At 69.8% G+C, this 24,890-nt stretch carries 19 protein-coding genes and 3 tRNA genes; all 22 read left to right on the forward strand.

Annotation, left to right across the window (positions count from 1 at the left end; genetic code table 11):
- Window positions 1-476: 476 nt before the first annotated feature.
- The 22 genes from EF879_RS04635 to fusA all read left to right on the forward strand — a co-directional run bounded on the left by EF879_RS04635 (window position 477) and on the right by fusA (window position 24,652).
- Window positions 477-3,014, forward strand: coding sequence for a bifunctional diguanylate cyclase/phosphodiesterase (locus tag EF879_RS04635; RefSeq protein ID WP_123554880.1), 2,538 nt, complete (start codon window positions 477-479; stop codon window positions 3,012-3,014).
- Window positions 3,015-3,130: 116 nt separating this feature from the next.
- Window positions 3,131-3,203 (forward strand) — tRNA-Thr (locus tag EF879_RS04640).
- Between the two features lie 26 nt (window positions 3,204-3,229).
- Window positions 3,230-3,302 (forward strand) — tRNA-Met (locus EF879_RS04645).
- A gap of 132 nt (window positions 3,303-3,434) precedes the next feature.
- A complete protein-coding gene (gene rpmG / locus EF879_RS04650) occupies window positions 3,435-3,602 on the forward strand; it encodes a 50S ribosomal protein L33 (RefSeq protein WP_123554882.1) in 168 nt (55 codons plus the stop codon).
- 346 nt (window positions 3,603-3,948) lie between these two features.
- Window positions 3,949-4,395 carry a MaoC family dehydratase N-terminal domain-containing protein gene (locus EF879_RS04655; protein WP_123554884.1) on the forward strand — a complete coding sequence of 149 codons (447 nt, stop codon included), beginning with the start codon at window positions 3,949-3,951 and terminating at the stop codon, window positions 4,393-4,395.
- Between the two features lie 2 nt (window positions 4,396-4,397).
- Window positions 4,398-4,790, forward strand: a complete 393-nt coding sequence (locus EF879_RS04660) for a MaoC family dehydratase (RefSeq protein ID WP_123554886.1) — start codon at window positions 4,398-4,400, stop codon at window positions 4,788-4,790.
- Between the two features lie 128 nt (window positions 4,791-4,918).
- Window positions 4,919-4,991, forward strand: a tRNA-Trp gene (locus EF879_RS04665).
- Between the two features lie 265 nt (window positions 4,992-5,256).
- The gene (gene secE, locus EF879_RS04670) at window positions 5,257-5,634 is read left to right on the forward strand and encodes a preprotein translocase subunit SecE (protein WP_123554888.1); all 378 of its coding nucleotides are present in this window, start codon (window positions 5,257-5,259) and stop codon (window positions 5,632-5,634) included.
- A gap of 39 nt (window positions 5,635-5,673) precedes the next feature.
- Window positions 5,674-6,390, forward strand: coding sequence for a transcription termination/antitermination protein NusG (nusG, locus tag EF879_RS04675; RefSeq protein ID WP_123554890.1), 717 nt, complete (start codon window positions 5,674-5,676; stop codon window positions 6,388-6,390).
- 287 nt (window positions 6,391-6,677) lie between these two features.
- Window positions 6,678-7,109, forward strand: coding sequence for a 50S ribosomal protein L11 (gene rplK / locus EF879_RS04680; protein ID WP_123554891.1), 432 nt, complete (start codon window positions 6,678-6,680; stop codon window positions 7,107-7,109).
- A gap of 75 nt (window positions 7,110-7,184) precedes the next feature.
- The gene (gene rplA, locus EF879_RS04685) at window positions 7,185-7,898 is read left to right on the forward strand and encodes a 50S ribosomal protein L1 (protein WP_123554894.1); all 714 of its coding nucleotides are present in this window, start codon (window positions 7,185-7,187) and stop codon (window positions 7,896-7,898) included.
- A gap of 102 nt (window positions 7,899-8,000) precedes the next feature.
- Window positions 8,001-9,194 (forward strand): ABC transporter ATP-binding protein, encoded by a 1,194-nt coding sequence (locus EF879_RS04690; protein ID WP_123554896.1) that lies wholly within the window; start codon window positions 8,001-8,003, stop codon window positions 9,192-9,194.
- A gap of 5 nt (window positions 9,195-9,199) precedes the next feature.
- Complete coding sequence (locus EF879_RS04695; protein ID WP_370375451.1) at window positions 9,200-9,874, forward strand: hypothetical protein; 675 nt, start codon at window positions 9,200-9,202, stop codon at window positions 9,872-9,874.
- A 324-nt stretch (window positions 9,875-10,198) separates the two neighbouring features.
- A complete protein-coding gene (gene rplJ / locus EF879_RS04700) occupies window positions 10,199-10,738 on the forward strand; it encodes a 50S ribosomal protein L10 (RefSeq protein WP_123554900.1) in 540 nt (179 codons plus the stop codon).
- A gap of 60 nt (window positions 10,739-10,798) precedes the next feature.
- Window positions 10,799-11,188 carry a 50S ribosomal protein L7/L12 gene (gene rplL, locus EF879_RS04705; RefSeq protein ID WP_123554902.1) on the forward strand — a complete coding sequence of 130 codons (390 nt, stop codon included), beginning with the start codon at window positions 10,799-10,801 and terminating at the stop codon, window positions 11,186-11,188.
- A 659-nt stretch (window positions 11,189-11,847) separates the two neighbouring features.
- Window positions 11,848-15,279 (forward strand): DNA-directed RNA polymerase subunit beta, encoded by a 3,432-nt coding sequence (gene rpoB, locus EF879_RS04710; protein WP_123554904.1) that lies wholly within the window; start codon window positions 11,848-11,850, stop codon window positions 15,277-15,279.
- Window positions 15,280-15,416: 137 nt separating this feature from the next.
- Entirely contained in the window at window positions 15,417-19,304 is a 3,888-nt protein-coding gene (locus tag EF879_RS04715; RefSeq protein WP_123554906.1) for a DNA-directed RNA polymerase subunit beta', read from the forward strand.
- A gap of 102 nt (window positions 19,305-19,406) precedes the next feature.
- Window positions 19,407-19,760, forward strand: coding sequence for a hypothetical protein (locus EF879_RS04720; RefSeq protein WP_123554908.1), 354 nt, complete (start codon window positions 19,407-19,409; stop codon window positions 19,758-19,760).
- Window positions 19,761-20,414: 654 nt separating this feature from the next.
- Window positions 20,415-21,092, forward strand: coding sequence for a phage holin family protein (locus EF879_RS04725; RefSeq protein ID WP_123554910.1), 678 nt, complete (start codon window positions 20,415-20,417; stop codon window positions 21,090-21,092).
- A gap of 529 nt (window positions 21,093-21,621) precedes the next feature.
- Window positions 21,622-21,996 carry a 30S ribosomal protein S12 gene (gene rpsL / locus EF879_RS04730; RefSeq protein WP_123554912.1) on the forward strand — a complete coding sequence of 125 codons (375 nt, stop codon included), beginning with the start codon at window positions 21,622-21,624 and terminating at the stop codon, window positions 21,994-21,996.
- Window position 21,997: 1 nt separating this feature from the next.
- Complete coding sequence (gene rpsG / locus EF879_RS04735; RefSeq protein ID WP_123554914.1) at window positions 21,998-22,468, forward strand: 30S ribosomal protein S7; 471 nt, start codon at window positions 21,998-22,000, stop codon at window positions 22,466-22,468.
- Window positions 22,469-22,555: 87 nt separating this feature from the next.
- Complete coding sequence (gene fusA / locus EF879_RS04740) at window positions 22,556-24,652, forward strand: elongation factor G (protein WP_123554916.1); 2,097 nt, start codon at window positions 22,556-22,558, stop codon at window positions 24,650-24,652.
- Window positions 24,653-24,890 lie beyond the last annotated feature (238 nt).

Below are 24,890 nucleotides of genomic sequence, written 5' to 3' on the forward strand. Positions count from 1 at the left end.
GGGCTTTGTTAACGGCAGTGGGGTACGGGTGATGAGTCGCATTGAGCGGGGAGTGAATCACGTCGGCGATTTGCCGGCGAGCTGCTTGCGGCCGGCCGGCGGAGCAGTCCCTACCAACCGGTTGGAAACGGCGGACGCCCGGCCCGTTGGATGGTGGACGCCTTTGCGGCGACCGCGGACTGTGGCACCATCATGGAACGTCTACTTCCTCCACCTCATCTCGACGGGAGCAACCAATGCCTGCACGGAGGCTGGGCCGGCACGTAGGCTCTCTCCTGTTGCTCGCGGTGCTCGCCATTGGCAGCTACGCCGCCAGCACGGGCGGGTCCACGCAGTCCGGTCAGCTCGCGATCGCAGACTCCGCAAATTCGGAGACGGTGGCCGGCACGTCCGCGAGCGAGCCGGCGTATTTCACGAGCGACTTCAGCTGGCACTAGTTCACGCTGCCGAAGGCGCCCTCGAACATCGGGAGCGACATGCCCGATCGCCCGGCATCACCACGTCGGTCTGCTGACCGTGCCTGGCTGGTCACCGGCCCGCTCGCGATGGTCTCGGTGGTCCTCGCGCTCGTGCTCGGTGTCCTGGAGGACGATCCGCTTCGCAACTGGCACCTGGCGATCGGCCTGCTCGGGCTGGTGCTCCTGGCCGAACGCCAGGTGCTGCAGATCGTCATCCGCCGGCAGGCGATGAGCATCTCGTTCAACGAGGTCTCCCTGCTCTTCGCGTTCTACCTGCTACCACCGTTGACCGTGTCGGCGGTCTTCACACTGAGCGCCTTCATCACCAGCCTGCGCCGTCGGCACGTACCCGCGCAGCTCTGGTTCAACGTCGCCCGGGCGGCGGTGGCGGTCACCGTCGCCGGCCTCGTACTGCGCGCCCTCCCGCCGATGCGCGGGTTCGGGCCCGGCACCTGGGCGATCCTCGCCGCCACCGTCGGGATCCACTCGCTGGTCACCCTCGCCGCGGTGGCCGCGGTCTTCGCGGCGATGAACGGCGCACAGGCCGGCTGGGAGACGGTGCGGACCGCGGGGCCGGGCCTGGTCGGCGTCGTCCTCAACGTGGCGGCCGGGCTCGTCGTCGCCATCTGTATCCGCGCCACCTGGTGGTCGGTGCTGCCCCTGCTCGCCATCGGCATCGCGGTGTTTCTGATCTACCGGTCCTACGGCGAGTTCTTCCGGCAGCACCGCGCACTGGCCGACGTGTACGAGCTGACCAAGGCGGTGAGTGCGAGCAGCCAGGACGGCACCCTGGCCGACGCGCTGCTGGGTCGGGTCCGGGCGCTGATGCGGGCCGAGTACGCCACCCTGTGGCTACCCGCGCAGGGACGGCACCCGGAGGTGCTGCTGACCGCCCGGGTCGACGATCCGGGACTGCTCGACCTCTCCCGTACCCCGGCGGCGCTCCGGCAGCGCGCCCACGAGCAGGGCCGGACGATCGCGGTCGGCACCGGGCTCGGCGGCGAGCCGGCGCTGCTGGACGAGCTGCGTGACGCACATCTCAAGGACGTCATCGTCGTACCGCTGCGGTCCGGCCAGGCCGTGGTCGGGTCGCTGGAGGTGGTCAACCGCATCGGCGGGCGGCCAATCGGCCACTTCACCCCGGCCGACGTACCGATCCTCGAGACGATCGCCGCGCACGCCGCCGTGGCCCTGGAGAACTCCCGCCTGGTCGACCGCCTGCGACACGACGCGTACCACGACGGGCTGACCAACCTGCCGAACCGTCGTCGGGTGACCAGCGCGCTCGAGGAGGCGGTGCGGGTCCGTGCGCCGGACGAGGTCGTGGCGCTGCTGCTCTTCGACGTGACCGGGCTCCGGCAGGTCAACGAGTCGGTCGGACACGCCGCCGGGGACAAGGTGCTGGTCGAGGTGGCGGCCCGGCTGCGCGCCTCGGCCCCGCCGGGCGCCCTGGTGGGGCGGGTCGGCAGCGACGAGTTCGTGGTGACCCTCCGGATGGAGAGCGTTGACGCCGCCCTCGTCCTCGCCGCCGAGCTGCGCGAGCAGATCCGGGACCGGATGGTCTTCGACGTGCTGGTCCTGGACGTGGACACGGTGGTCGGGGTGGCGGTGCACCCCGACCACGGCGACGACCCCGCCACCCTGCTACAACGCGCCGACCTCGCGGTGACCAAGGCCAAGGCGGCCCCGGAGGGGATCCAGCTGTTCAGCCCGGGACTCGAGTCGCGCTCGTCGCGCCGGCTCGGCCTCGCCAGCGACCTACGCCGCGCCCTGGAGAACGCCGAGGTCGAGGTCTACTACCAGCCGAAGGTCTCGCTGACGGACCGGCGGCTGCTCGGGGTGGAGTACCTGGCCCGATGGGAGCATCCCGCCCACGGCGTGGTCGCGCCGGAGGACTTCGTGGCGGTGGCGGAGCACACCGGGCAGCTCGGACACCTGACCGAGCTGGTGCTCGGCGAGGCGCTGCGACGCAGCCGGGAATGGGCCGACGGTGACCGGCCGTTGGCGGTCGCGGTGAACCTGGCACCGCGTACCCTCGCCGACCCGCAGTTCCCGGCTCGGGTGCGGGAACTGCTGACCGAGTACGACGTCGCTCCCGAACTGCTCACCTTCGAGATCACCGAGGCCGGCGTGCTGGACGGCACCGAGCGCGCCGTGCCGGCCCTGCGCCGGCTGCGCGACCTCGGGGTGCGGCTCTCCGTCGACGATTTCGGCAGCCGGCACTCCTCGCTGTCGTCCCTGCGCCGGCTGCCGATCAACGAGGTCAAGGTCGACCGATCGTTCGTGCAGGGCATGGCGACCGACCCGGTGGACCTGGCGATCGTCAACGCGATCGTGACGCTTTCCCAACAGTTCGGCCTGGCGGTGGTCGCCGAGGGGGTCGAGAGCGAACTCACCCTGGAGCTGCTTCAGGACATCGGGTGCCAGATCGGACAGGGCTTCCTGTTCAGCCGCCCACTGCCGTACGAGCGGCTGGAGGCCTGGTTCGCCGCGCGGTCGGAGCCCGAGCCGCACCCTGCCGTCGGCGACGCGCGACGGTTGCGCGTCGTTCCCTGAGTGGCTCCGCGGCCCGCGGAATCGGTCGCTCGGACCGGTACCGGGGGATCTGATTTCACCTCCCGCCGGATGCCGTGTACTCTTACCCCTGCGCGCCTACGGGAAAGATCGCGTGCGCCCCCTTAGCTCAGTCGGCAGAGCGTCTCCATGGTAAGGAGAAGGTCTACGGTTCGATTCCGTAAGGGGGCTCAGAGGGTTCAGCTGGACCCGTTTACGGCGGTGTAGCTCAGTTGGCAGAGCAAGCGGCTCATAATCGCTGTGTCGCCGGTTCAAGTCCGGCCACCGCTACGCTTCGGCTGCCGGGCAAACCCGGGGAGCCGGGACAAGGGGCGCTCCGGCGCCCACTTTGCGTGTCCGCGTGGCAGGCGTCTACGCTGGTACGTTCGTCATTGAGTCCGTTATCGAGGAAGGCGCCCCGCCGTGGCCAAGGCGACCGATATTCGTCCCAAGATCACTTTGGCGTGCGTGGAGTGCAAGGAGCGCAACTACATCACGCGCAAGAACCGCCGCAATGACCCGGACCGCCTCGAGCTGAAGAAGTTCTGCCCCCGGGACGGCCGGCACACGCTGCACCGCGAGACCCGCTGACCTCCGGGCCGACCCGCGTCGGCCCCGCAGCTTCGTAGGATCGCCGTTCCGACCCGGCCGAGCGTGCCGCGAGCCCGCTCGAGTCCGCGTCCGGGACGGCGATGCTTGTTGTCTGACGTCGTCCGCGTCCCGTCTGGCGCCATTCGCGTCCGGTGTCGGGCGGGTGTGGCGGCAGGGGTTGGTTCGACCCGCGCCGGCCGCCGGGGCACCACGGCGTCCGCCGGTCGGCGGTGGCGCCAGTGGGATCGCGCTCGCGCGGGCCGGGGCGGTGGCCCCCGGCTGGCGGACCCGGCCCACCCGAACCGGGGGAGCAGCACCTCGCTCGCGGCCGTGTAGGTTCGGCGGCATGTCCCTGGACCCGTCCTTCGTCGGCCGGACGTATCCGCCGACCGCCCCGTACCAGGTGGGGCGCGAGAAGATCCGAGAGTTCGCCACGGCGATCGGCGCCACGGACGCCGCGTACCACGATCCGGACGCCGCCCGGGCCCTCGGCCACCCCGACGTCGTGGCGCCGCCCACCTTCCCGATCATGATCACGATGACGGCGAGCCGGCAGATCATCGAGGATCCGGCGCTCGGCCTCGACTACAGCCGCGTCGTCCACGGCGACCAGCGGTTCCGGTACCACCGTCCGGTGGTGGCCGGGGACGAGTTGGTCTGCGTCAACACCGTCGAGGAGATCACGAATCGGGGCGGGCACGGCTTCCTGACCACCCGCACCGACGTCAGTACGGTCGCCGGGGAGCCGGTGGTCACCGTCTGGTCGAAGCTCGTCGTACGCGGGGAGGGCTGATCATGGATCTCGCGCCGCAGACCTTCCGGATCACCCGTGCGGACCTGATCCGCTACGCCGGGGCCTCGGGTGACTTCAACCCGATCCACTGGAGCGACCGGATCGCCACCAAGGTCGGCCTGCCCGGGGTGATCGCTCACGGCATGTTCACCATGGCGCTGGTCGGTCGCGCGGTGACCGGCTGGGCCGGCTCCCCGGACGCCGTCGTGGAGTACGGTGTCCGGTTCACCCGGCCCGTGGTCGTGCCCGACGACGACCACGGGACCGAGATCGAGGTGAGGGCGACGGTCCGGGAGGTCACCGAGGACGGGCTGACCCGGCTCGACCTCACCGCCACCTGCCAGGGCGAGAAGGTGCTCGCCCAGGCCCGGGCGCTGGTCCGGATGTCGCGCTGAGGCCGGCCGCGGGCGTGCGTGGGCAGACCGGTTGGGAAAGTCGTGCCTCTACCCGTACACTGGTCCGCCGTGGGGCAAGTGACCCCTGCTCAGGCATGCATGCCTGGTCAGGTTTCGGCTGCCCCCACAGGGGTGTAGCTCAATTGGCAGAGCAGCGGTCTCCAAAACCGCAGGCTGCAGGTTCAAGTCCTGTCACCCCTGCGCCTACGGCCTGACCGATCCCGGGATCGGCGTCGTCACCACTGGCGACCGGTCCGTGTTGGTGGTGTCGGCGGGGCCGATCCGAGCGGAGCGTCCGCTCCGGTCCGGTCCACCGAGTTCCGCCGGCCGCGGGCCGTCCCGGGGCGGTCGTCGGGGGTTCGGTCGGGGGCGGTCGGCGCCCGCGGCGGAGACTCCGGGGCCGGCGTGACCAGCGCAGCGCGCGTTCACCGACGCGCGTACCCACCACCCGGCGACGGAGGGCGAAGTGGCCGAGAAGGATCGGCGCGACGAGGACGACAACGGCCGTCTCGAGAGCGAGAGGCTCGACGACGCCGTCGACGATGACGCGGACGAGCTGGTTTCCCGGGGTGGTACCGCCACCCGGGAACGGACGAAGACCGACTCGGCGGACAGCCGGAAGACCAAGACGGAGCCGGGCCGGGTCGGAATATTCGGCCGGCTTGGCCGGTTCTTCCGCGAGGTAGTGGCAGAACTGCGTAAGGTCATCTGGCCGACCCGTAAGGAGCTGCTGACCTACACCGCCGTCGTGGTCGTGTTCGTCGCCGTGGTGCTGACGATCGTGGCCGGGCTGGACTACGCCTTCGCCAAGGGCGTGTTGTGGGTCTTCGGCGGCTCCAGCTGACCACCGAGCCCCACCTGATAGTGACGGAAGTGAGCGAGCGTGCCTGAGTACGACGAGACCGCCGAGACCCCGGACGAGCAGTCTGCGGTGGCGACGGCGAGCGGTGCCGAGTCGGTCGAGGCCGCCAACGAACCGGAGCTCGGCGCGACCGAGTCGGACGAGGAGTTCGACCCCGTTGCCGAGCTGCGGCAGAAGCTGCGGTACGCGCCGGGCGACTGGTACGTGGTCCACTCGTACGCCGGGTACGAGAACAAGGTCAAGGCGAACCTGGAGACCCGGATCACCAGCCTCGACATGGAGGAGTACATCTACCAGGTCGAGGTGCCGACCCGGGAAGAGGTCGAGGTCAAGAACGGCAAGCGGTCGCAGGTCCAGGCGAAGGTCTTTCCGGGCTACATCCTGGTCCGGATGGAGCTGACCCCGGAGTCGTACTCCTGCGTGCGGAACACCCCCGGGGTGACCGGGTTCGTCGGCGCGACCGACCGGGCGGACCGCCCGGCGCCACTCTCGCTCGACGAGGTGGTGAAGTGGCTCGCGCCCGCGGTGGAGTCCGAGACCAAGAAGGCCAAGCCCGAGGTCAAGGTCCTCGACTTCGAGGTCGGCGACTCGGTCACGGTCACCGACGGTGCCTTCGCCTCGCTGCCGGCCACGATCAGCGAGATCAACGCCGACCAGCAGAAGCTCAAGGTCCTGGTGTCGATCTTCGGCCGGGAGACCCCGGTCGAACTCAACTTCAACCAGGTCGCCAAGATCTGACGGCCGGGCACCCGCCGGGGTGAACCTTCCGCGGTCCGCTGCCGCTGGCTGCGGACCGTCGGCCCTGGGCCGCACCGGGGGCGACCCCGCCCCCGGATCGGGCCGGCCCCGGGACCGGTGTGGATTCCCACCCGTCACGCCCGGCCCGATGGTCCGGACCGACCTCGACGGATCGCCCGACATCCCGCTGCGCTAGGCTTGACCGTCGCCTGTCCGCAGGCGCGCTCGGCCGTGCGCGCCGACGGCGCCGGCAGGTGCACCTTTCCAGTTCACGCCCAGGAAGAGACATGCCTCCGAAGAAGAAGCTCGTCAAGACGTTCACGCTTCAGCTCCCGGCGGGCCAGGCCACCCCGGCGCCGCCGGTCGGTCCGGCGCTGGGTCAGCACGGCGTCAACATCATGGAGTTCTGCAAGTCGTACAACGCGCAGACCGAGTCGCAGCGCGGCGACATCGTGCCTGCCGAGATCAGCGTGTACGAGGACCGGACCTTCACCTTCGTGCTGAAGACCCCGCCCGCCGCCCGGCTGCTGCTCAAGGCCGCCGGCGTGCAGAAGGGCTCCGGCGTCCCGCAGAGCCAGAAGGTCGGCACCATCACCCGTGCCCAGCTCCGCGAGATCGCCGAGCGGAAGATGGCCGACCTCAACGCCTACGACGTCGACCAGGCCGAGAAGATCATTGCCGGCACCGCCCGGTCGATGGGCATCACGGTCAAGGACTGATTCCCCCACCCCATCCCCGCTGATCGTGGGAGGGCCGCGCTCGCGGCCCGACAGAGACCACAGGAGTGTTCGCCGATGCAACGCAGCAAGAACTACCGCAAGGCCGCCGAGGCCATCGACCGGAGCCGGCTCTACACCCCGCTCGAGGCCGTACGGCTGGCCAAGCAGACCACCACGGTCAAGTTCGACGCCACGGTCGAGGTCGCGATGCGGCTCGGCGTCGACCCCCGTAAGGCCGACCAGATGGTCCGCGGCACGGTCAACCTGCCGCACGGTACGGGCAAGACCGCTCGGGTGATCGTCTTCGCGGCCGGCGCGAAGGCGGAGGAGGCGACCGCCGCCGGTGCGGACGAGGTCGGCACCGACGATCTGGTGGCCCGGATCCAGGAGGGGTGGTTGGAGTTCGACGCGGCGATCGCCACGCCGGACCAGATGGCCAAGATCGGCCGGATCGCGCGGATCCTGGGCCCGCGCGGTCTGATGCCGAACCCGAAGACCGGCACGGTGACCATGGACGTCGCCAAGGCCGTCTCGGACATCAAGGGCGGTAAGATCACCTTCCGGGTGGACAAGCACGCCAACCTGCACCTGATCATCGGCAAGGCCTCGTTCTCCGAGGCGCAGCTGATCGACAACTACGCGGCGGTGCTCGAGGAGGTGCTGCGCTCCAAGCCGTCCGCGGCGAAGGGGAAGTACCTCAAGAAGATCACCCTGACCACCACGATGGGGCCCGGCGTTCCGGTCGACCCGAACGTGGTGAAGAACCTCCGGGAGGCGGTCGAGGCCTGAGCCTCGGCACCGGAGCAGTCGTCCCGACGACGCGGGGCGCCCGGCGTACGGACGCGGGCGCCCCGCGTCGCCTTTTGACCCGTGGTGTGGCAGTCTCCACTGGTGCGTCTCGATCGGGTCTGGCTGCGGTACGGCCGTCGCGCGCCATGGGTACTGCGTGACGTCGACCTGGAACTCGGCCCCGGCCGCAGCGCGGTGGTGCTGGGGCGTAACGGTGTGGGGAAGTCGACGCTGTTGCAGCTGGCTGCCGGGGTGCTGACCCCGACCCGGGGGGCGGTCCGGGACCGACCCGCCACGGTCGGCTGGGTTCCCGAGCGGTTTCCCGGGGACCAGCCGCATACCGTCCGTCAGTACCTCACCGCGATGGGCAGCATCCGGGGGATCTCCGGTTCGGCCCTGACGCAGACGGTCGCGGACTGGACGGAACGGCTGGGGCTGGCGGCGTACCTCGACGTACGGCTCTCCGCCCTCTCCAAGGGGACGGCGCAGAAGGTCGGACTCGCCCAGGCGCTGCTCCGGCCGCCGGATCTGCTCATCCTCGACGAACCCTGGGAGGGACTGGACGGCCCGACCCGGGAGTTGGTGCCCGAACTGATCCGGGAGGTCCGCGAGGCCGGCGGCGCCGTCCTGGTCAGCGACCACCGGGGCGAGACGGTCCGGTTGCCCGACGCGGAGCAGTGGACGGTCGCCGACGGGTCCGTCTCGGTGGTGTTTCCGACGATCGCCGGGAGCGTCGCCCCCGGGGGGATCTCGGTGGTCGAGCTGGCGGTGCCGGCCTTCCGGGTGGCGGGCGTCGTCGCGGACCTGCGCGCCGCCGGTCACCAGGTGCTGCGGGTACGACCTCCCGAGCCGACGGATGGGGCGGCCGAGACGACGCCCGGCCCGGACGTGGGATCAGGGGAGGGACCGGCCGCGGTGGCCGAGTCCGGGGCACCCGCCGCCGGCGCGCCACCCGGGGCTGCCCCAACATCCGGTGCCCCCGTAGCCGTCGAGACCCCGGCCACCCCTGCTCCGCGCGCCGAGCCGGTATCTGCCGCTCCGGTCGCGCGCCCGGAGTCGGCGGGTGACCGGGCGCCGGGAACCGGCGGGACGCGCCCGGCGGGTACGCCGGAGGCGCCGGCTGCCTCGGCCGACACCGCGGGGCCCGCTCCGGGCGGGGCGACCCCGGCGGCCGGAGTGGTGTCGGCTGGCGGGGCGACGCCGGCCGCGCCGGTCGGCGTGGCGGGCGGGAGCCCGGCCGGGTCCGCCCCGCTGGTCGGGTCCGGCGACCGGAACGGCACTGGGGAGGCACAGTGATCGCGATGGTCCGGATGCGGCTGGGCGGCTTCGTGCGGACCGCCCGGGCGGTCCCGCCCCTGGTCGCGGGACTCGTGGCCCTCGTCGTCCTGCACGGCGGCGCCGGGGCGGAGGCGGCCGAGGCGTACGGCGTCTCGGCGGTGGTCCTCTTCCCGATCCTGGCCTGGCAGACCAAGCTCCTGTTGGACACCGAGCCCGACACGCAGCGTCGCCTCGTGGCGGTCGCGGCCGGGCGCCGGTCGGAGTTCGTCGGCGGGCTGCTCGCCGCCGGCGTGGTCGGGGTGGCGTTGATCCCGCTCGCCCTCGCCGTGCCCTGGCTGGTCGGCGGGGTGACCGCTCCGGTGCGTGCGGGTGAGCTGGGAGTCGGGCTGGCGATCGGACTGTGGGCACACCTGCTCGCCCTGCCCGCGGCCGTGGGGCTTGGCGCGCTGGCCAGCCGGGCGGCGGTGACCAGCCCGCTGTACGGGGTGGTGATCCTGGTCTGCGGCGTCGTCGGTGTCTTCGTCTTCGGTCTGCGGGACTCCGTGGTTCCCTGGCTGGTGCCGCCGGTGCTGGCGGTCGCCCGGGCGAGCGCCGCCGGGCCGACCGGGGCGGAGATCGCGCTGCTGACCGGGCACGCGCTGCTCTGGAGCGCGGTGGCGATCGCGGGTTACGCCGGGTTGCGGCGGCGGCGGGCGTGACGTGGGGCACCCGGGGTGATTTGGTCGTCACCCGGGCCGTGCCGTAGGCTTTAACCTCGGCCAAGCCTGCTTGGCCGAAGTCATCACCCAGAGACCGCTGGTCACCGTGCCTCGGCACGGTCGAAGGTCCCGTTTCACGGGCGGCCCGCGCAGGGAGAGACGGTAGCGTGCCGGATCATGCTCGCGTGATCCCTCTCGCCCCGTGCGCCCTGCGCCGGGGCGTTTCTCGTTGTGGCGGAGCTGTCGACACCCCGAAGCCCGATCACGCCGGACGGCCGATCGGCCTCGACGGTGATCAGCCTGGAGCAACGAGAGAGGAGGGACATGGCGGACAAGCCGGTTCGGGCCGACAAGGCCACCGCCGTCGCCGAACTCACCGAGCACTTCCGCAAGGCGGAAGCGACGGTGCTGACCGAGTACCGCGGGTTGACGGTCGCCCAGCTGACCCAGTTGCGTCGCTCGCTCGGTCGGGAGACCACCTACGCGGTGGCGAAGAACACGCTGGCCAAGCGCGCCGCGGCGGAGGCGGGCATCACCGGCCTCGACGAGCTGTTCACCGGTCCTACCGCGCTGACCTTCGTCTCCGGTGACGTGGTCGAGGCGGCGAAGGGTCTGCGGGAGTTCGCGAAGGCCAACCCGAAGCTCGTCATCAAGGGCGGGATCTTCGAGGGCCGGGCGATCACCGCGGACGACGTCAACAAACTCGCCGACCTCGAGTCCCGTGAGGTGCTGCTGGCCAAGCTGGCCGGCGCGATGAAGGGCAACCTGAGCAAGGCCGCCGCGCTGTTCCAGGCGCCGCTGGCGAAGACCGCCCGCCTGGCGGCTGCCCTGCAGGAGAAGCGTGAGAAGGAGGGGCAGGCCTGAGACGGCCGGCCTCGGCGTACCCCGATATTCGTGTGACAAGGTAAGGAAAGGACGCCAGACATGGCGAAGCTCAGCACCCAGGAGCTGCTCGACGCGTTCAAGGAGATGACGCTGATCGAGCTCTCGGAGTTTGTGAAGCAGTTCGAGGAGACCTTCGAGGTCACCGCCGCCGCGCCGGTGGCGATGGTCCAGGGCGGCGGCGGCCCGGCTGCCCCGGCCGCCGAGGCCGAGCCGGAGAAGGACGAGTTCGACGTCATCCTCGAGGCCGACGGTGGCAAGAAGATCCAGGTCATCAAGGTCGTGCGCGAGCTGACCGGCCTGGGTCTGAAGGAGGCCAAGGACCTGGTCGAGGGTGCTCCGAAGCCGGTCCTGGAGAAGGTCAACAAGGAGACCGCCGACAAGGCCAAGGCGAAGCTCGAGGGCGAGGGCGCGAAGGTCACCCTCAAGTAACTCGGACCGTCGAGTCCTCCCGGGCCCGCGCGGTGGTGGCGTCCCGGCGCCGCCGACCGGGGCCGTGGCCGCCGTCACGAGGCCGGGAGGGTGGTCGTGCCGGTTCGAGTGAGCTGACACACAGCACAGCGCCGACGGGCGGCGATCTGGCAACAGGTCGCCGCCCGTTTTCGTCCGTTGATGGCCGGCATCCACCGATGATCAGCGCTTTGACCAGACCGGCGGTCGGGGGCTAAGGTCCCGGAGGCGCTGCGTCATGGGACCGGCGGGCCCAAAGAGGTTGCCCGACCCGGGTATCAACCCTTGACGCGGCACGAAGCGGCAGGCACGCTGACAACAGCAAGACCTTCCGCGCTTGCGACGGCCGACACCTGGGTAGGAGCGGCGGCACCACCGGCCGCTGACTGTGGCCTAGCGGGATGCGTACGGGACGGGTAAGCGCCGTTGAGCGCAGCCGGCCGAGGGCTGGCGACACGTTGTCCGGCGCCCCGCCGTGGTGGCCTGGACAGCGGTTAGCCGCTCGGCTACACTGCTAGTTTGCGCTGCCTTCCGACTTGACCCCTGCTCGGAATGTCCCATTTTGGGCGTTTCTAGTGGGGTCATTGGAGTGCACGCATAACAGCCGCATCTAGCAGCACCGGTCCTCGGAAGGACGCATCTTGGCAGCTTCCCGCCCTGCGAAGACCAGTCGTACGTCGAGCGCTTTCGCGCCCCGCCGAATCTCCTTCGGCAGGATCACCGAACACCTCGAGGTCCCCAACCTCCTTGCCATCCAGAACGAGTCCTTCGACTGGCTGATCGGCAACGAGGCTTGGCAGGGCCGGTCGGCCGACGACCCGCACGCTCGATCGGGTCTCGCTGAGATTCTCGACGAGATCAGTCCCATTGAGGACTTCTCCGGCACGATGTCGCTCTCGTTCTCCTCGCCGCGCTTCGACGAGGTCAAGGCCTCGATCGAGGAGTGCAAGGAGAAGGACCTGACCTACTGCGCGCCGCTCTTCGTGACCGCGGAGTTCACCAACAACACCACCGGCGAGATCAAGAGCCAGACGGTGTTCATGGGTGACTTCCCGATGATGACGCCGAAGGGCACCTTCATCATCAACGGCACCGAGCGCGTCGTGGTCAGCCAGCTCGTCCGGTCCCCGGGCGTCTACTTCGACAAGCAGCCGGACAAGACCTCCGACCGCGACCTCTCCAGTGTGAAGGTCATCCCGAGCCGGGGTGCCTGGCTGGAGTTTGATATCGACAAGCGCGACACCGTCGGTGTCCGTATCGACCGCAAGCGCCGGCAGGCCGTCACCGTCCTGCTCAAGGCGATCGGCTGGACCAACGAGCAGATCCGCGAGCGGTTCGGCTGGTCCGAGCTGATGATGACGACCCTGGAGAAGGACCACATCGCCGGGGCGGACGAGGCGCTGCTCGACATCTACCGCAAGCTGCGGCCGGGCGAGCCACCGACGCGGGAGAACGCCCAGACGCTGCTCGACAACCTCTTCTTCAACCCGAAGCGGTACGACCTGGCCAAGGTCGGGCGCTACAAGTTCAACAAGAAGCTCGGGATCGACGTACCGATCACCACCGGCATCCTGACCGAGGACGACATCGTCGCCACGGTCGAGTACCTCTGCCGGCTGCACGCCGGTGAGGAGGGCTACGAGCCCGACGACATCGACCACTTCGGCAACCGCCGGCTGCGTACCGTGGGCGAGCTGATCCAGAACCAGATCCGGGTCGGCCTCTCCCGGATGGAGCGGGTCGTCCGCGAGCGGATGACCACCCAGGACGTCGAGGCGATCACGCCGCAGACCCTGATCAACATCCGCCCGGTGGTGGCGGCGATCAAGGAGTTCTTCGGTACGTCGCAGCTCTCGCAGTTCATGGACCAGACCAACCCGCTGGCGGGTCTCACCCACCGCCGCCGGCTGAGCGCGCTCGGCCCCGGCGGTCTGTCCCGGGAGCGGGCCGGCTTCGAGGTCCGGGACGTGCACCCGTCGCACTACGGCCGGATGTGCCCGATCGAGACGCCGGAAGGCCCCAACATCGGCCTGATCGGTGCGCTCTCCACCTTCGCCCGGGTCAATCCGTTCGGCTTCATCGAGACGCCGTACCGGAAGGTCGTGGACGGCCGGGTCACCGACCAGATCGACTACCTGACCGCGGACGAGGAGGACCGGTACGTCCTGGCCCAGGCGAACGCGCCGCTGACCAGCGACGGCCGCTTCGCCGAGGACCGGGTGCTGGTCCGCCGGAAGGGCGGCGAGGTCGACTTCGTCGCGCCGTCCGCCGTCGACTACATGGACGTCTCGCCGCGGCAGATGGTCTCCGTCGCGACGGCCATGATTCCGTTCCTGGAGCACGACGACGCCAACCGGGCCCTGATGGGCGCCAACATGCAGCGCCAGGCGGTCCCGCTGATCAAGGCCGAGGCGCCGCTGGTCGGCACCGGCATGGAGTACCGGGCCGCGGTCGACGCCGGTGACGTGGTGGTGGCCGAGGTCGGTGGCGTGGTCGAGGACCTCTGCGCCGACTACATCACCATCCACCAGGACGACGGCCACCGGCGGACGTACCTGCTGCACAAGTTCCGTCGTTCGAACGCCGGCTCCTGCGTCAACCAGAAGCCGATCGTCTTCGAGGGGGACCGGGTCGAGGCCGGCCAGGTCATCGCGGACGGGCCGTGCACCGACAAGGGCGAGATGGCGCTCGGGCGGAACCTGCTCGTCGCCTTCATGCCCTGGGAGGGCCACAACTACGAGGACGCGATCATCCTGTCGCAGCGCCTCGTCCAGCAGGACATCCTCACCTCGATCCACATCGAGGAGCACGAGGTCGACGCGCGGGACACCAAGCTGGGGCCGGAGGAGATCACCCGCGACATCCCGAACGTCAGCGAGGAGATGCTCGCCGACCTCGACGAGCGCGGCATCATCCGGATCGGCGCCGAGGTGGTGACCGGGGACATCCTGGTCGGCAAGGTCACCCCCAAGGGTGAGACCGAGCTGACCCCGGAGGAACGGCTGCTCCGTGCGATCTTCGGTGAGAAGGCCCGGGAGGTCCGGGACACCTCGCTGAAGGTGCCGCACGGCGAGACCGGCACGGTGATCGGTGTACGGACCTTCTCGCGGGAGGACGGCGACGAGCTGCCGCCGGGCGTCAACGAGCTGGTCCGGGTCTACGTGGCGCAGAAGCGGAAGATCCAGGACGGTGACAAGCTCGCCGGTCGGCACGGCAACAAGGGGGTCATCTCCAAGATCCTGCCGGTCGAGGACATGCCGTTCCTGGAGGACGGCACGCCGGTCGACATCGTGCTCAACCCGCTCGGTGTGCCGAGCCGGATGAACATCGGCCAGGTCCTGGAAACCCACCTCGGTTGGGTAGCCAAGACCGGGTGGAAGGTCGTGGGCGACGACGCGGACTGGAAGCGAGCGCTGCGCGCGATCGACGCCCACGAGGCCGAACCGGACACCAACGTGGCGACGCCGGTCTTCGACGGCGCCCGCGAGGAGGAGATCGCCGGTCTGCTCGAGTCGACGCTGCCCAACCGCGACGGCAAGCAGTTGATCGGGCGTAGCGGCAAGGCGCGGCTCTTCGACGGCCGTTCCGGCGAGCCGCTGCCGGACCCGATCGCGGTCGGCTACATCTACATCCTCAAGCTGAACCACCTGGTCGACGACAAGATCCACGCTCGGTCGACCGGCCCGTACTCGATGATCACTCAGCAGCCGCTGGGTGGTAAGGCGCAGTTCGGTGGCCAGCGGTTCGGCGAGATGGAGTGCTGGGCGATGCAGGCGTACGGCGCCGCGTACGCCCTGCAGGAGCTGTTGACGATCAAGTCCGACGACGTGTTGGGCCGGGTCAAGGTCTACGAGGCGATCGTCAAGGGCGAGAACATCCCGGAACCGGGCATCCCGGAGTCCTTCAAGGTGCTGCTCAAGGAGCTGCAGTCGCTGTGCCTCAACGTTGAGGTGCTCTCCAGCGACGGTGTGGCTCTGGAGATGCGCGAGACCGACGACGAGGTCTTCCGGGCTGCGGAGGAACTCGGTATCGACCTGTCCCGGCGCGAGCCGAGCTCGGTCGAAGAGGTGTAAGGCGCGTGGCGGGTCTGGGGCGGTGCGACCCGCTCCGGGCGGTCAGGCGTGATCCCCGTACGGGTCACGCCGCCCCAGACCTCCAGCCCCCGGTGAGCTAGCAGCGGCAGAACGACACGACACGAGGGACATATAACGTGCTCGACGTCAACTTCTTCGACGAGTTGCGGATTGGCCTCGCGACCGCCGACGACATCCGGCAGTGGTCGCACGGCGAGGTCAAGAAGCCTGAGACGATCAACTACCGCACCCTCAAGCCGGAAAAGGACGGGCTCTTCTGCGAGAAGATCTTCGGTCCGCAGCGGGACTGGGAGTGCTACTGCGGTAAGTACAAGCGGGTCCGGTTCAAGGGCATCATCTGCGAGCGCTGCGGCGTCGAGGTGACCCGTTCCAAGGTCCGTCGTGAGCGGATGGGGCACATCGAGCTGGCGGCCCCGGTGACGCACATCTGGTACTTCAAGGGCGTGCCGAGCCGGCTCGGCTACCTGCTCGACCTGGCGCCGAAGGATCTCGAAAAGATCATTTACTTCGCGTCGTACGTGGTGACCAGCGTCGACACCGAGGCGCGGCAGCGCGACCTGCCCACCATCGAGAACGAGATCCTGGCCGAGAAGCGGCAGGCCGAGAACAGCCGCGACTCCGAGATCGAGAAGCGGGCCGCCAAGCTCGAGGCCGACCTGGCCGAGCTGGAGGCCGAGGGTGCCAAGGCGGACGTCCGGCGCAAGGTCAAGGAGGCCGGCGAGCGCGAGATGCGCCAGATCCGCGACCGGGCGCAGCGCGAGATCGACCGTCTGGACGAGGTGCTGGAGACCTTCCGCAAGCTGGAGCCGAAGCAGCTGATCACCGACGAGCTGCTCTACCGGGAGCTGCGGGACCGGTTCGGCGAGTACTTCACCGGTGGGATGGGCGCCGAGGCGATCAAGGCGCTGGTCCAGAACCTGGACCTGGAGGCGGAGGCGGAGGGTCTCCGCGAGATCATCCGGACCGGCAAGGGGCAGCGGAAGATCCGGGCGCTCAAGCGGCTGAAGGTGGTCGCGGCGTTCCTCAACACCCGTAACTCGCCGCTCGGCATGGTGCTGGACTGCGTACCGGTGATCCCGCCGGACCTGCGCCCGATGGTGCAGCTCGACGGTGGCCGCTTCGCGACCAGCGACCTGAACGACCTGTACCGCCGGGTGATCAACCGGAACAACCGGCTCAAGCGGCTGATCGACCTCGGCGCGCCCGAGATCATCGTCAACAACGAGAAGCGGATGCTCCAGGAGGCCGTCGACGCGCTGTTCGACAACGGCCGCCGCGGTCGTCCGGTCACCGGCCCGGGTAACCGGCCGCTGAAGTCGCTCTCGGACATGCTCAAGGGCAAGCAGGGCCGGTTCCGGCAGAACCTGCTGGGCAAGCGGGTCGACTACTCGGGCCGTTCCGTGATCGTGGTCGGTCCGCAGCTGAAGCTGCACCAGTGCGGTCTGCCCAAGCAGATGGCGCTGGAGCTGTTCAAGCCGTTCGTGATGAAGCGGCTGGTGGACCTCAACCACGCGCAGAACATCAAGTCCGCGAAGCGGATGGTCGAGCGGCAGCGGCCGGTCGTCTGGGACGTGCTGGAGGAGGTCATCGGCGAGCACCCGGTGCTGCTGAACCGGGCGCCGACCCTGCACCGGCTCGGCATCCAGGCGTTCGAGCCGCAGCTGGTCGAGGGTAAGGCGATCCAGATCCACCCGCTCGTCTGCACCGCGTTCAACGCGGACTTCGACGGCGACCAGATGGCGGTGCACGTGCCGCTGTCGGCCGAGGCTCAGGCCGAGGCGCGGATCCTGATGCTCTCGTCGAACAACATCCTCAAGCCGGCCGACGGCAAGCCGGTCACCATGCCCACCCAGGACATGGTCATCGGCCTCTACTACCTCACCCACCTGACCCCGGGTGAGGTGGGTGAGGGTCGGGTGTTCAGCTCGGACGCCGAGGCGCGGATGGCCTTCGACAACGGCGAACTCCACCTGCAGGCCCCGGTGAAGATCCGGCTGCGGGGGATCACCGAGGTCGACAACGGGCCCGGCGCGCCCCGGTGGACGCCGCCGGAGGGCTGGACCCCGGGCGATCCGATCACGGTGGAGACCACGCTGGGTCGGGTGCTGTTCAACGAGACCCTGCCGCAGGGCTACCGCTTCGTGAACTACGAGATCCGCAAGGGTCAGCTCTCCGCGATCGTCAACGACCTCGCCGAGCGGTACCCGAAGGTGGCCCTCGCCGCCACGCTCGACGGGCTCAAGGAGTCCGGTTTCCACTGGGCCACCTGGTCCGGCGTGACGATCGGCATGGAGGACGTCATCGCGCCGCCGCGCAAGCGGGAGATCCTGGAGCGGTACGAGAAGGAAGCCGAGCGGATCGACAAGCAGTACCAGCGCGGTCTGATGACGCTCGAGGAGCGCCGCCTCGAGCTCATCGAGATCTGGACCAAGGCGAGCACCGAGGTCGCCAAGGACATGGAGAGCGCGCTGCCGCAGGAGAACCCGCTGTGGAAGATGATCAACTCGGGTGCCCGCGGTAACCTGCTCCAGCTCCGCCAGATCGCGGCGATCCGTGGCCTGGTGGCCAACCCCAAGGGTGAGATCATCCCGCGGCCGATCAAGGCCAGCTACCGGGAGGGCCTCTCCGTGCTGGAGTACTTCATCTCCACCCACGGTGCCCGGAAGGGTCTTGCCGACACCGCGCTGCGGACCGCCGACTCGGGTTACCTGACCCGCCGTCTGGTGGACGTGTCGCAGGACGTCATCATCCGCGAGGAGGACTGCGGCACCGACCGGGCGATCACGATGCCGATCGCCCAGAAGGTCGACGGCAAGCTGGTGGTGCACGAGCACGTGGAGACCGGCGTGCACGCCCGTACCCTGGCCGACGACATCAAGGGCCCCGACGGCAACCTGGTGGCGGAGCGGGGTGCGGACATCAACTCGATCCTGGTCGACAAGATGATTGCCGCCGGCATCGACACGGTCCGGGTGCGCAGCGTTCTGACCTGCGAGTCGAAGCTGGGCGTCTGCGCCGCGTGCTACGGCCGTTCGCTGCCGACCGGCAAGACCGTGGACGTCGGCGAGGCGGTTGGCATCATCGCCGCGCAGTCGATCGGTGAGCCGGGTACCCAGCTCACGATGCGGACCTTCCACACCGGTGGTGTCGCGGGTGAGGACATCACCCAGGGTCTGCCCCGGGTCCAGGAGATCTTCGAGGCCCGGGTCCCGAAGGGCAAGGCGCCGATCGCCGAGAGCCCGGGCCGGATCCGGATCGAGGACGGCGAGCGGTCGCGGAAGATCATCATCGTGCCGGACGACGGCAGCGACGAGATCGTCCACGACAAGATCTCCAAGCGGGTTCGGCTGCGGGTCCACGACGGGGATCACGTCGAGGTCGGCGAGAAGCTCACCGAGGGCACGATCGACCCGCACGAGCTGCTGCGGATCCTCGGCCCGCGGGCGGTCCAGGTCCACCTGACCCAGGAGGTGCAGGAGGTCTACCGGTCGCAGGGTGTGCTCATCCACGACAAGCACATCGAGATCATCATCCGGCAGATGCTCAAGCGCGTGACGGTGATCGATTCGGGCTCCACCGAGTTCCTCCCCGGTGTGCTGGTTGACCGGGCGGTCTTCGAGGCGGAGAACCGCCGGCTCGTGGCCGAGGGCGGCGAGCCCGCTGCCGGGCGTCCGGTGCTGATGGGTATCACCAAGGCCTCGCTGGCCACCGACTCCTGGCTCTCGGCGGCCTCCTTCCAGGAGACCACCCGGGTGCTGACCGACGCGGCGATCAACGCGCGCAGCGACTCGCTCATCGGTCTCAAGGAGAACGTGATCATCGGTAAGCTCATCCCGGCCGGTACCGGCATCAGCAGGTACCGCAACATCCGGGTCGAGCCGACCGAGGAGGCGAAGGCCAAGGTCTACTCGATGACCGGCTACCCGGAGACCGACTACGGGTTCGGGCCGGCCAGCGGCCAGGCGGTGCCGCTGGACGACTTCGACTTCGGGTCGTACCGCTGACGGAACGCCTCGGGCGCCCCGTACGTCGTCACCCGACGACGTACGGGGCGCCGTGCGTCTGGCGCAGGCCTGGCCGGTTTGTAGGCTGGGATCGTGACGACGATGCCGGTGGGTGCCTCCGGTCCGGCGCTGCGCCATCCGCTCGACCCGGACCCGGTGCGCTCGACCAAGTCTCGCGCGGTCTTCGCCCTCGGCCTGGTGGCGCTGCTGACCGGCCCGTTCGTCGGTGGTGTCGTGCCGGCCACGGTCGCGATGCTGCTCGTCCGGCAGGCGCGCCGGGAGGCGTACGCCTCGGGCGGCTACCTCACCGGCGCCGCGTGGCTGCGGTGTGGTGAGCGGCTGGCCTGGGCCGGACTGGTGCTGGCACTCACCACGCTGGTGGTGGTGACCGTCATCGGTGTGCTGAACCTCGCCGAGGCCCCGACCGGCCAGGACTTCGCACCCGGCGTCGACTGAGGGCAGCCGCCCGGGTCCCGCCCCGCCCGGAGGAAGCCGTCGCCGGACACCCGACCGGCTCGTGTCGTGTGTCGGTCGGGGAGCCGCCGCGCCGTCCCGGCCGGTGCGCGGTGCCCACCCGGTGCGTGAGTCGGCGTCCGTCGTCGTACGCGGTCCACGTGTCGGTTCGTACGCCGTGCGTCCGGCGGGCCGGCTCGCCGCGCGCCCCATTGGTGGCCGCTGACGGTAGCCTGTCGCTTGGCAGACGCGAGGGCGTCCGGCCGGTGACGGACCGGCCCCTGGGCGGTACGCTCCGAGCCGGTCCGGTGGTCAGGGGGGATGGGCGTGACGGACGAGGCACAACCGCCGGCTGCGGACCGTACGGCGGGAGCCGCGCCGTCCATCGGCCCCGAACCGCGACATCCCGGGTCGTCGTACACCCTGCCGAGCGAACAGTCGGGGTGGCCAGCCGCGCCGGTCAGCGAGTGGGCGCGTCCGGCGGGTCCGTCCGTCGCGGGTGGTCCGGCCTCCTCACCTGCGCCTTTCACGCCGGGCGCCGCACCGTCGCCGTCGTCCGCCCCGGTCGCCTCAAGCGCCCCGTCGTCGTTCGGGACGGGCGGGCCGTATCCGCCGGGACCCGGTGGGCCGTACCCGACGGCATCGTCGGCCGGCCCGGTGACGACGTACTCCCCCGGATACCCGGTGCCGTCGGGCAGCGGGCTGCCGGCGTACCCGGGACCGGTCGGACCGCCGCCGGCCCCGCCGTGGGGGCAGGGCCGGCCGGCGGTGCCGGCGCCGCCCAGGGAGTCCTGGCGTCCTCCCCGCCGGGTGGATCCGGTTCCCGGTACGCCCTTCGGTGTGGTCCAGCTGGACGTGCCCGCGATCACCTCGGGGCCGGCCGTCGCGGCGTTGAGCACCGGCATCGGTTCGGTCCTCGTCGCCTTCGTCGTCGGCTGCTTCGGGCTGGCCGGGGCCGAACCGGGGTGGGGTGGCTGGGTGGCGGGTGCCTTCGCGGTGCTGGCCGGGCTGCTCGGTCTCGCCGCGGTGGCGCTCGGCGAGGTCGGGCGGCGGCAGACCCGGCGTCCCGGTCCACCGTCGCCGCCCGGACCCGTCCCCGTCACGACCGGACCGGCCGGGTCCCCGGTGACCGGCGCGCCGTTCTCGACGGCGGGCGCGGGGCCGAGCCCGGAGCCGGCGGCTCGGCCGGCGTCGGGCCCGGCGGACCCCGCCCGTGGGTCGTCCGCCGCCCGGTTCACCGGGCGGGGCCTGGCCATCGCCGGCATGAGCTGCGGCGGGGTCGGCCTCGCGCTGACCCTGCTGGCCCTTGCGGTGGCGGTGCTGCTCCAGGCCTGATCCGGGCCCCTGTCCGAGTGCCGCCGGGATCACGGCGAACGGGCGACCGCCGGTGGCGTGCGGGTCAGGTCGTACGGCCGGCCCGGTTGCCGGGCCGACGAGCCGGGACGCCGACCCAGCCGGTACACTGACGGTGGTAGTGCCTGCGCGGGAGCGACACGACGGACGGATCCCCACCGGAGGTGGTTGACAACCATCGGGGACCTGTTTTGACGTGCCCACCCAGGGTAGGTACTCTTTCCTCTCGTGCCCGGGCATGCCCGGGCAACTCGTGCGTGCGCTCGGGCTGGCATCCGCCACCGAGTAGCGACACGGCAACGTCGAACAGGTCGGGACGCGGCAGCGTGCCGACGAGCTGGAATCCGGCGCCGAATCGAGGTGCCGGAGCCCGCGAGGGGGCGACACGCCCGACCGCGGGTGCCGGGACCGTCGCAAGACGGCCCTGGTTGGAATGTAGGAGAGCCACTCGCGAGGGCGGCTATGACACGGCGCGGTCGCCACAGGTGACCGAAGGGAGCGGAGAAACCCGGTGCCCACGATCCAGCAGCTGGTCCGCAAGGGCCGCCAGGCGAAGACGAGCAAGACCAAGACGCCGGCGCTGAAGGGGAGTCCCCAGCGACGCGGCGTGTGCACGCGCGTGTACACCACCACCCCGAAGAAGCCGAACTCTGCGCTGCGCAAGGTCGCTCGTGTGAAGCTCAGCAGCCAGATCGAGGTGACCGCGTACATCCCCGGTGTGGGGCACAACCTGCAGGAGCACTCCCTCGTGCTGGTCCGGGGCGGCCGGGTGAAGGACCTCCCGGGCGTGCGATACAAGATCATTCGCGGCTCGCTCGACACCCAGGGCGTCCGCAACCGCAAGCAGGCGCGTAGCCGTTACGGCGCGAAGAAGGAGAAGAGCTGACATGCCGCGTAAGGGCCCCGCTCCGCGCCGGCCGATCGCCCCGGACCCGGTGTACAACTCCCCGCTGGTCACCCAGCTGGTGAACAAGATCCTGCTGCGCGGGAAGCGTCAGCTCGCCGAGCGCATCGTGTACCAGGCGCTCGAGGGCTGCCGGGAGAAGTCCGGTACCGACCCGGTCGTCATCCTGAAGCGCGCGATGGACAACGTGAAGCCGACCCTGGAGGTCCGCAGCCGCCGCGTCGGTGGCGCGACGTACCAGGTGCCGGTCGAGGTGCGTCCCCCCCGGGCCACCACGCTCGGGCTGCGTTGGCTGGTCACCTACGCCCGTGCCCGTCGGGAGAAGACCATGGTCGAGCGGCTGATGAACGAGCTGCTCGACGCAAGCAACGGTCTTGGCGCCGCCGTCAAGCGGCGTGAGGACACCCACAAGATGGCTGAGTCCAACAAGGCCTTCGCGCACTACCGCTGGTAACGACCGAGCGGGTCCCGCGCGGTTCGCCGCGCCGGGGCCGCGAAGGTCGCGATTACGCCGACGAGACGACGACAAGTAGGGATTGAAGTGGCCGCCGCAGACGCGCTCGCCAAGGTACGCAACATCGGCATCATGGCGCACATCGATGCCGGTAAGACCACGACCACCGAGCGGATCCTGTTCTACACCGGTATCACGTACAAGATCGGTGAGGTCCACGAGGGCGCCGCCGTCATGGACTGGATGGAGCAGGAGCAGGAGCGGGGGATCACCATCACCTCCGCCGCCACCAAGTGTGAGTGGAAGGGCCACACGATCCAGATCATCGACACCCCCGGGCACGTCGACTTCACCGTCGAGGTGGAGCGGTCGCTGCGGGTGCTCGACGGTGCGGTGGCCGTCTACGACGGGGTCGCCGGCGTGGAGCCGCAGACGGAGAACGTCTGGCGCCAGGCCGACAAGTACCACGTCCCCCGGATGTGCTTCGTCAACAAGCTGGACCGCACCGGCGCGGACTTCTTCCGCTGCGTGCAGATGATGATCGACCGGCTCAACGCCACCCCGCTGGTCCTCCAGATCCCGATCGGCACGGAGGCCGACTTCATCGGTGTCGTCGACCTGATCGGGATGCGTGCGCTGACCTGGCGCGGCGAGACCCAGAAGGGCGAGGACTACACGGTCGAGGAGATTCCGGCCGATCTTGCCGACCAGGCCGCCGAGTGGCGCGACAAGCTGCTGGAGACGCTGGCCGATGTCGACGACGAGGTGATGGAGAAGTACCTCGAGGGCGAGGAGCTCTCCATCGAGGCGATCAAGGCCGGTATCCGTCGCGCCACCATCGCCGGCAAGGTCAACCCGGTCCTCTGCGGCTCGGCCTTCAAGAACAAGGGCATCCAGCCCATGCTGGACGCGGTCGTGGACTACCTGCCGTCGCCGATGGACATCCCGGCGATCGAGGGCACCGCGACCGACGGCGAGACCCCGATGCAGCGCAAGCCGGACGCCAGCGAGCCGTTCGCCGCCCTGGCCTTCAAGATCCAGACTGACAAGCACCTGGGCAAGCTGACCTACGTGCGGGTCTACTCGGGCAAGGTCGAGTCTGGTGCGCAGGTCATCAACTCGACCAAGGACCGCAAGGAGCGGATCGGCAAGATCTACCAGATGCACGCCAACAAGCGGGAGGAGCGCAGCTCCGCCCAGGCTGGCGACATCATCGCGGTGCAGGGTCTCAAGCAGACCACCACCGGTGACACCCTCTGCGACCCGGCCAACCCCGTCATCCTGGAGTCGATGACCTTCCCCGAGCCGGTCATCGAGGTGGCGATCGAGCCGAAGACCAAGGCGGACCAGGAGAAGCTGAGCAACGCCATCCAGCGGCTCGCCGAGGAGGACCCGACGTTCCGGGTCAAGCTCGACAACGAGACCGGGCAGACGGTCATCTCCGGTATGGGCGAGCTGCACCTGGACATCCTGGTCGACCGGATGCGCCGCGAGTTCAACGTCGAGGCGAACATCGGCAAGCCGCAGGTGGCGTACCGGGAGACGATCCGCCGCAAGGTGGAGAGGGTCGAGTACACCCACAAGAAGCAGACCGGTGGTTCCGGCCAGTACGCCCGGGTCATCGTCGATCTCGAGCCGCTGCCCCTCTCCAACGACTCGCCGACCTACGAGTTCGCCAACGTGGTGACCGGTGGCCGGGTGCCGAAGGAGTTCATCCCCTCGGTCGACGCCGGCGCCCAGGACGCGATGCAGTACGGCGTGCTCGCCGGCTTCCCGCTGGTCGGCCTGAAGCTGACGCTGGTGGACGGGCAGGCCCACGAGGTCGACTCGTCCGAGATGGCGTTCAAGATCGCTGGTTCGATGGTGCTCAAGGAGGCGGCCCGCCGGGCCGACCCGACGCTCCTCGAACCGATGATGTCCGTCGAGGTCACCACTCCTGAAGAGAACATGGGTGACGTGATCGGCGACCTCAACTCCCGCCGGGGCATCATCCAGGCGATGGAGGAGCGCGGGGGAGCCCGCGTCGTCCGCGCCCTGGTGCCGCTGTCGGAGATGTTCGGCTATGTCGGCGACCTGCGGTCGAAGACCCAGGGCCGGGCTAGCTACAGCATGCAGTTCGACTCCTACGCCGAGGTTCCCGCGAACGTGGCGAAGGAGATCATCGCGAAGGCGACGGGTGAGTGATCGCGGAAGCGAGATCTGCCTGACGCCGGGCCGGTGATACCGCGGAGGCCGCGGACGAGTAATCTCGCCCGCGGCGTTCACGGGCCGGGCTGCGAGACCGGGCCTGAAGGTTTCACCGCCGCAAGACCCATCAACAACTTCCCGACCGGAAATGGCCGGCCGGAAAGGCTGTCGACAGAGTCCTAAGCGCCGGATGGCGCGCCGGGCGTACGAACCAAGAAGTCCACAGGAGGACACC

Origin of the sequence: Micromonospora sp. HM5-17 (genome assembly GCF_003762835.1) — a bacterium.
In the GTDB taxonomy this organism is placed as follows: Bacteria; Actinomycetota; Actinomycetes; order Mycobacteriales; family Micromonosporaceae; genus Plantactinospora.

Excerpts from the sequence above, each read along its gene's own strand:
- EF879_RS04635 (WP_123554880.1), top strand. The coding sequence starts at position 477 with ATGCCCGATCGCCCGGCATCACCACGTCGGTCTGCTGACCGTGCCTGG.
- EF879_RS04655 (WP_123554884.1), top strand. The coding sequence starts at position 3,949 with ATGTCCCTGGACCCGTCCTTCGTCGGCCGGACGTATCCGCCGACCGCC.
- EF879_RS04660 (WP_123554886.1), top strand. The coding sequence starts at position 4,398 with ATGGATCTCGCGCCGCAGACCTTCCGGATCACCCGTGCGGACCTGATC.
- rplK (WP_123554891.1), top strand. The coding sequence starts at position 6,678 with ATGCCTCCGAAGAAGAAGCTCGTCAAGACGTTCACGCTTCAGCTCCCG.
- rplA (WP_123554894.1), top strand. The coding sequence starts at position 7,185 with ATGCAACGCAGCAAGAACTACCGCAAGGCCGCCGAGGCCATCGACCGG.
- EF879_RS04695 (WP_370375451.1), top strand. The coding sequence starts at position 9,200 with ATGGTCCGGATGCGGCTGGGCGGCTTCGTGCGGACCGCCCGGGCGGTC.
- rplJ (WP_123554900.1), top strand. The coding sequence starts at position 10,199 with ATGGCGGACAAGCCGGTTCGGGCCGACAAGGCCACCGCCGTCGCCGAA.
- rplL (WP_123554902.1), top strand. The coding sequence starts at position 10,799 with ATGGCGAAGCTCAGCACCCAGGAGCTGCTCGACGCGTTCAAGGAGATG.
- EF879_RS04720 (WP_123554908.1), top strand. The coding sequence starts at position 19,407 with ATGCCGGTGGGTGCCTCCGGTCCGGCGCTGCGCCATCCGCTCGACCCG.
- rpsG (WP_123554914.1), top strand. The coding sequence starts at position 21,998 with ATGCCGCGTAAGGGCCCCGCTCCGCGCCGGCCGATCGCCCCGGACCCG.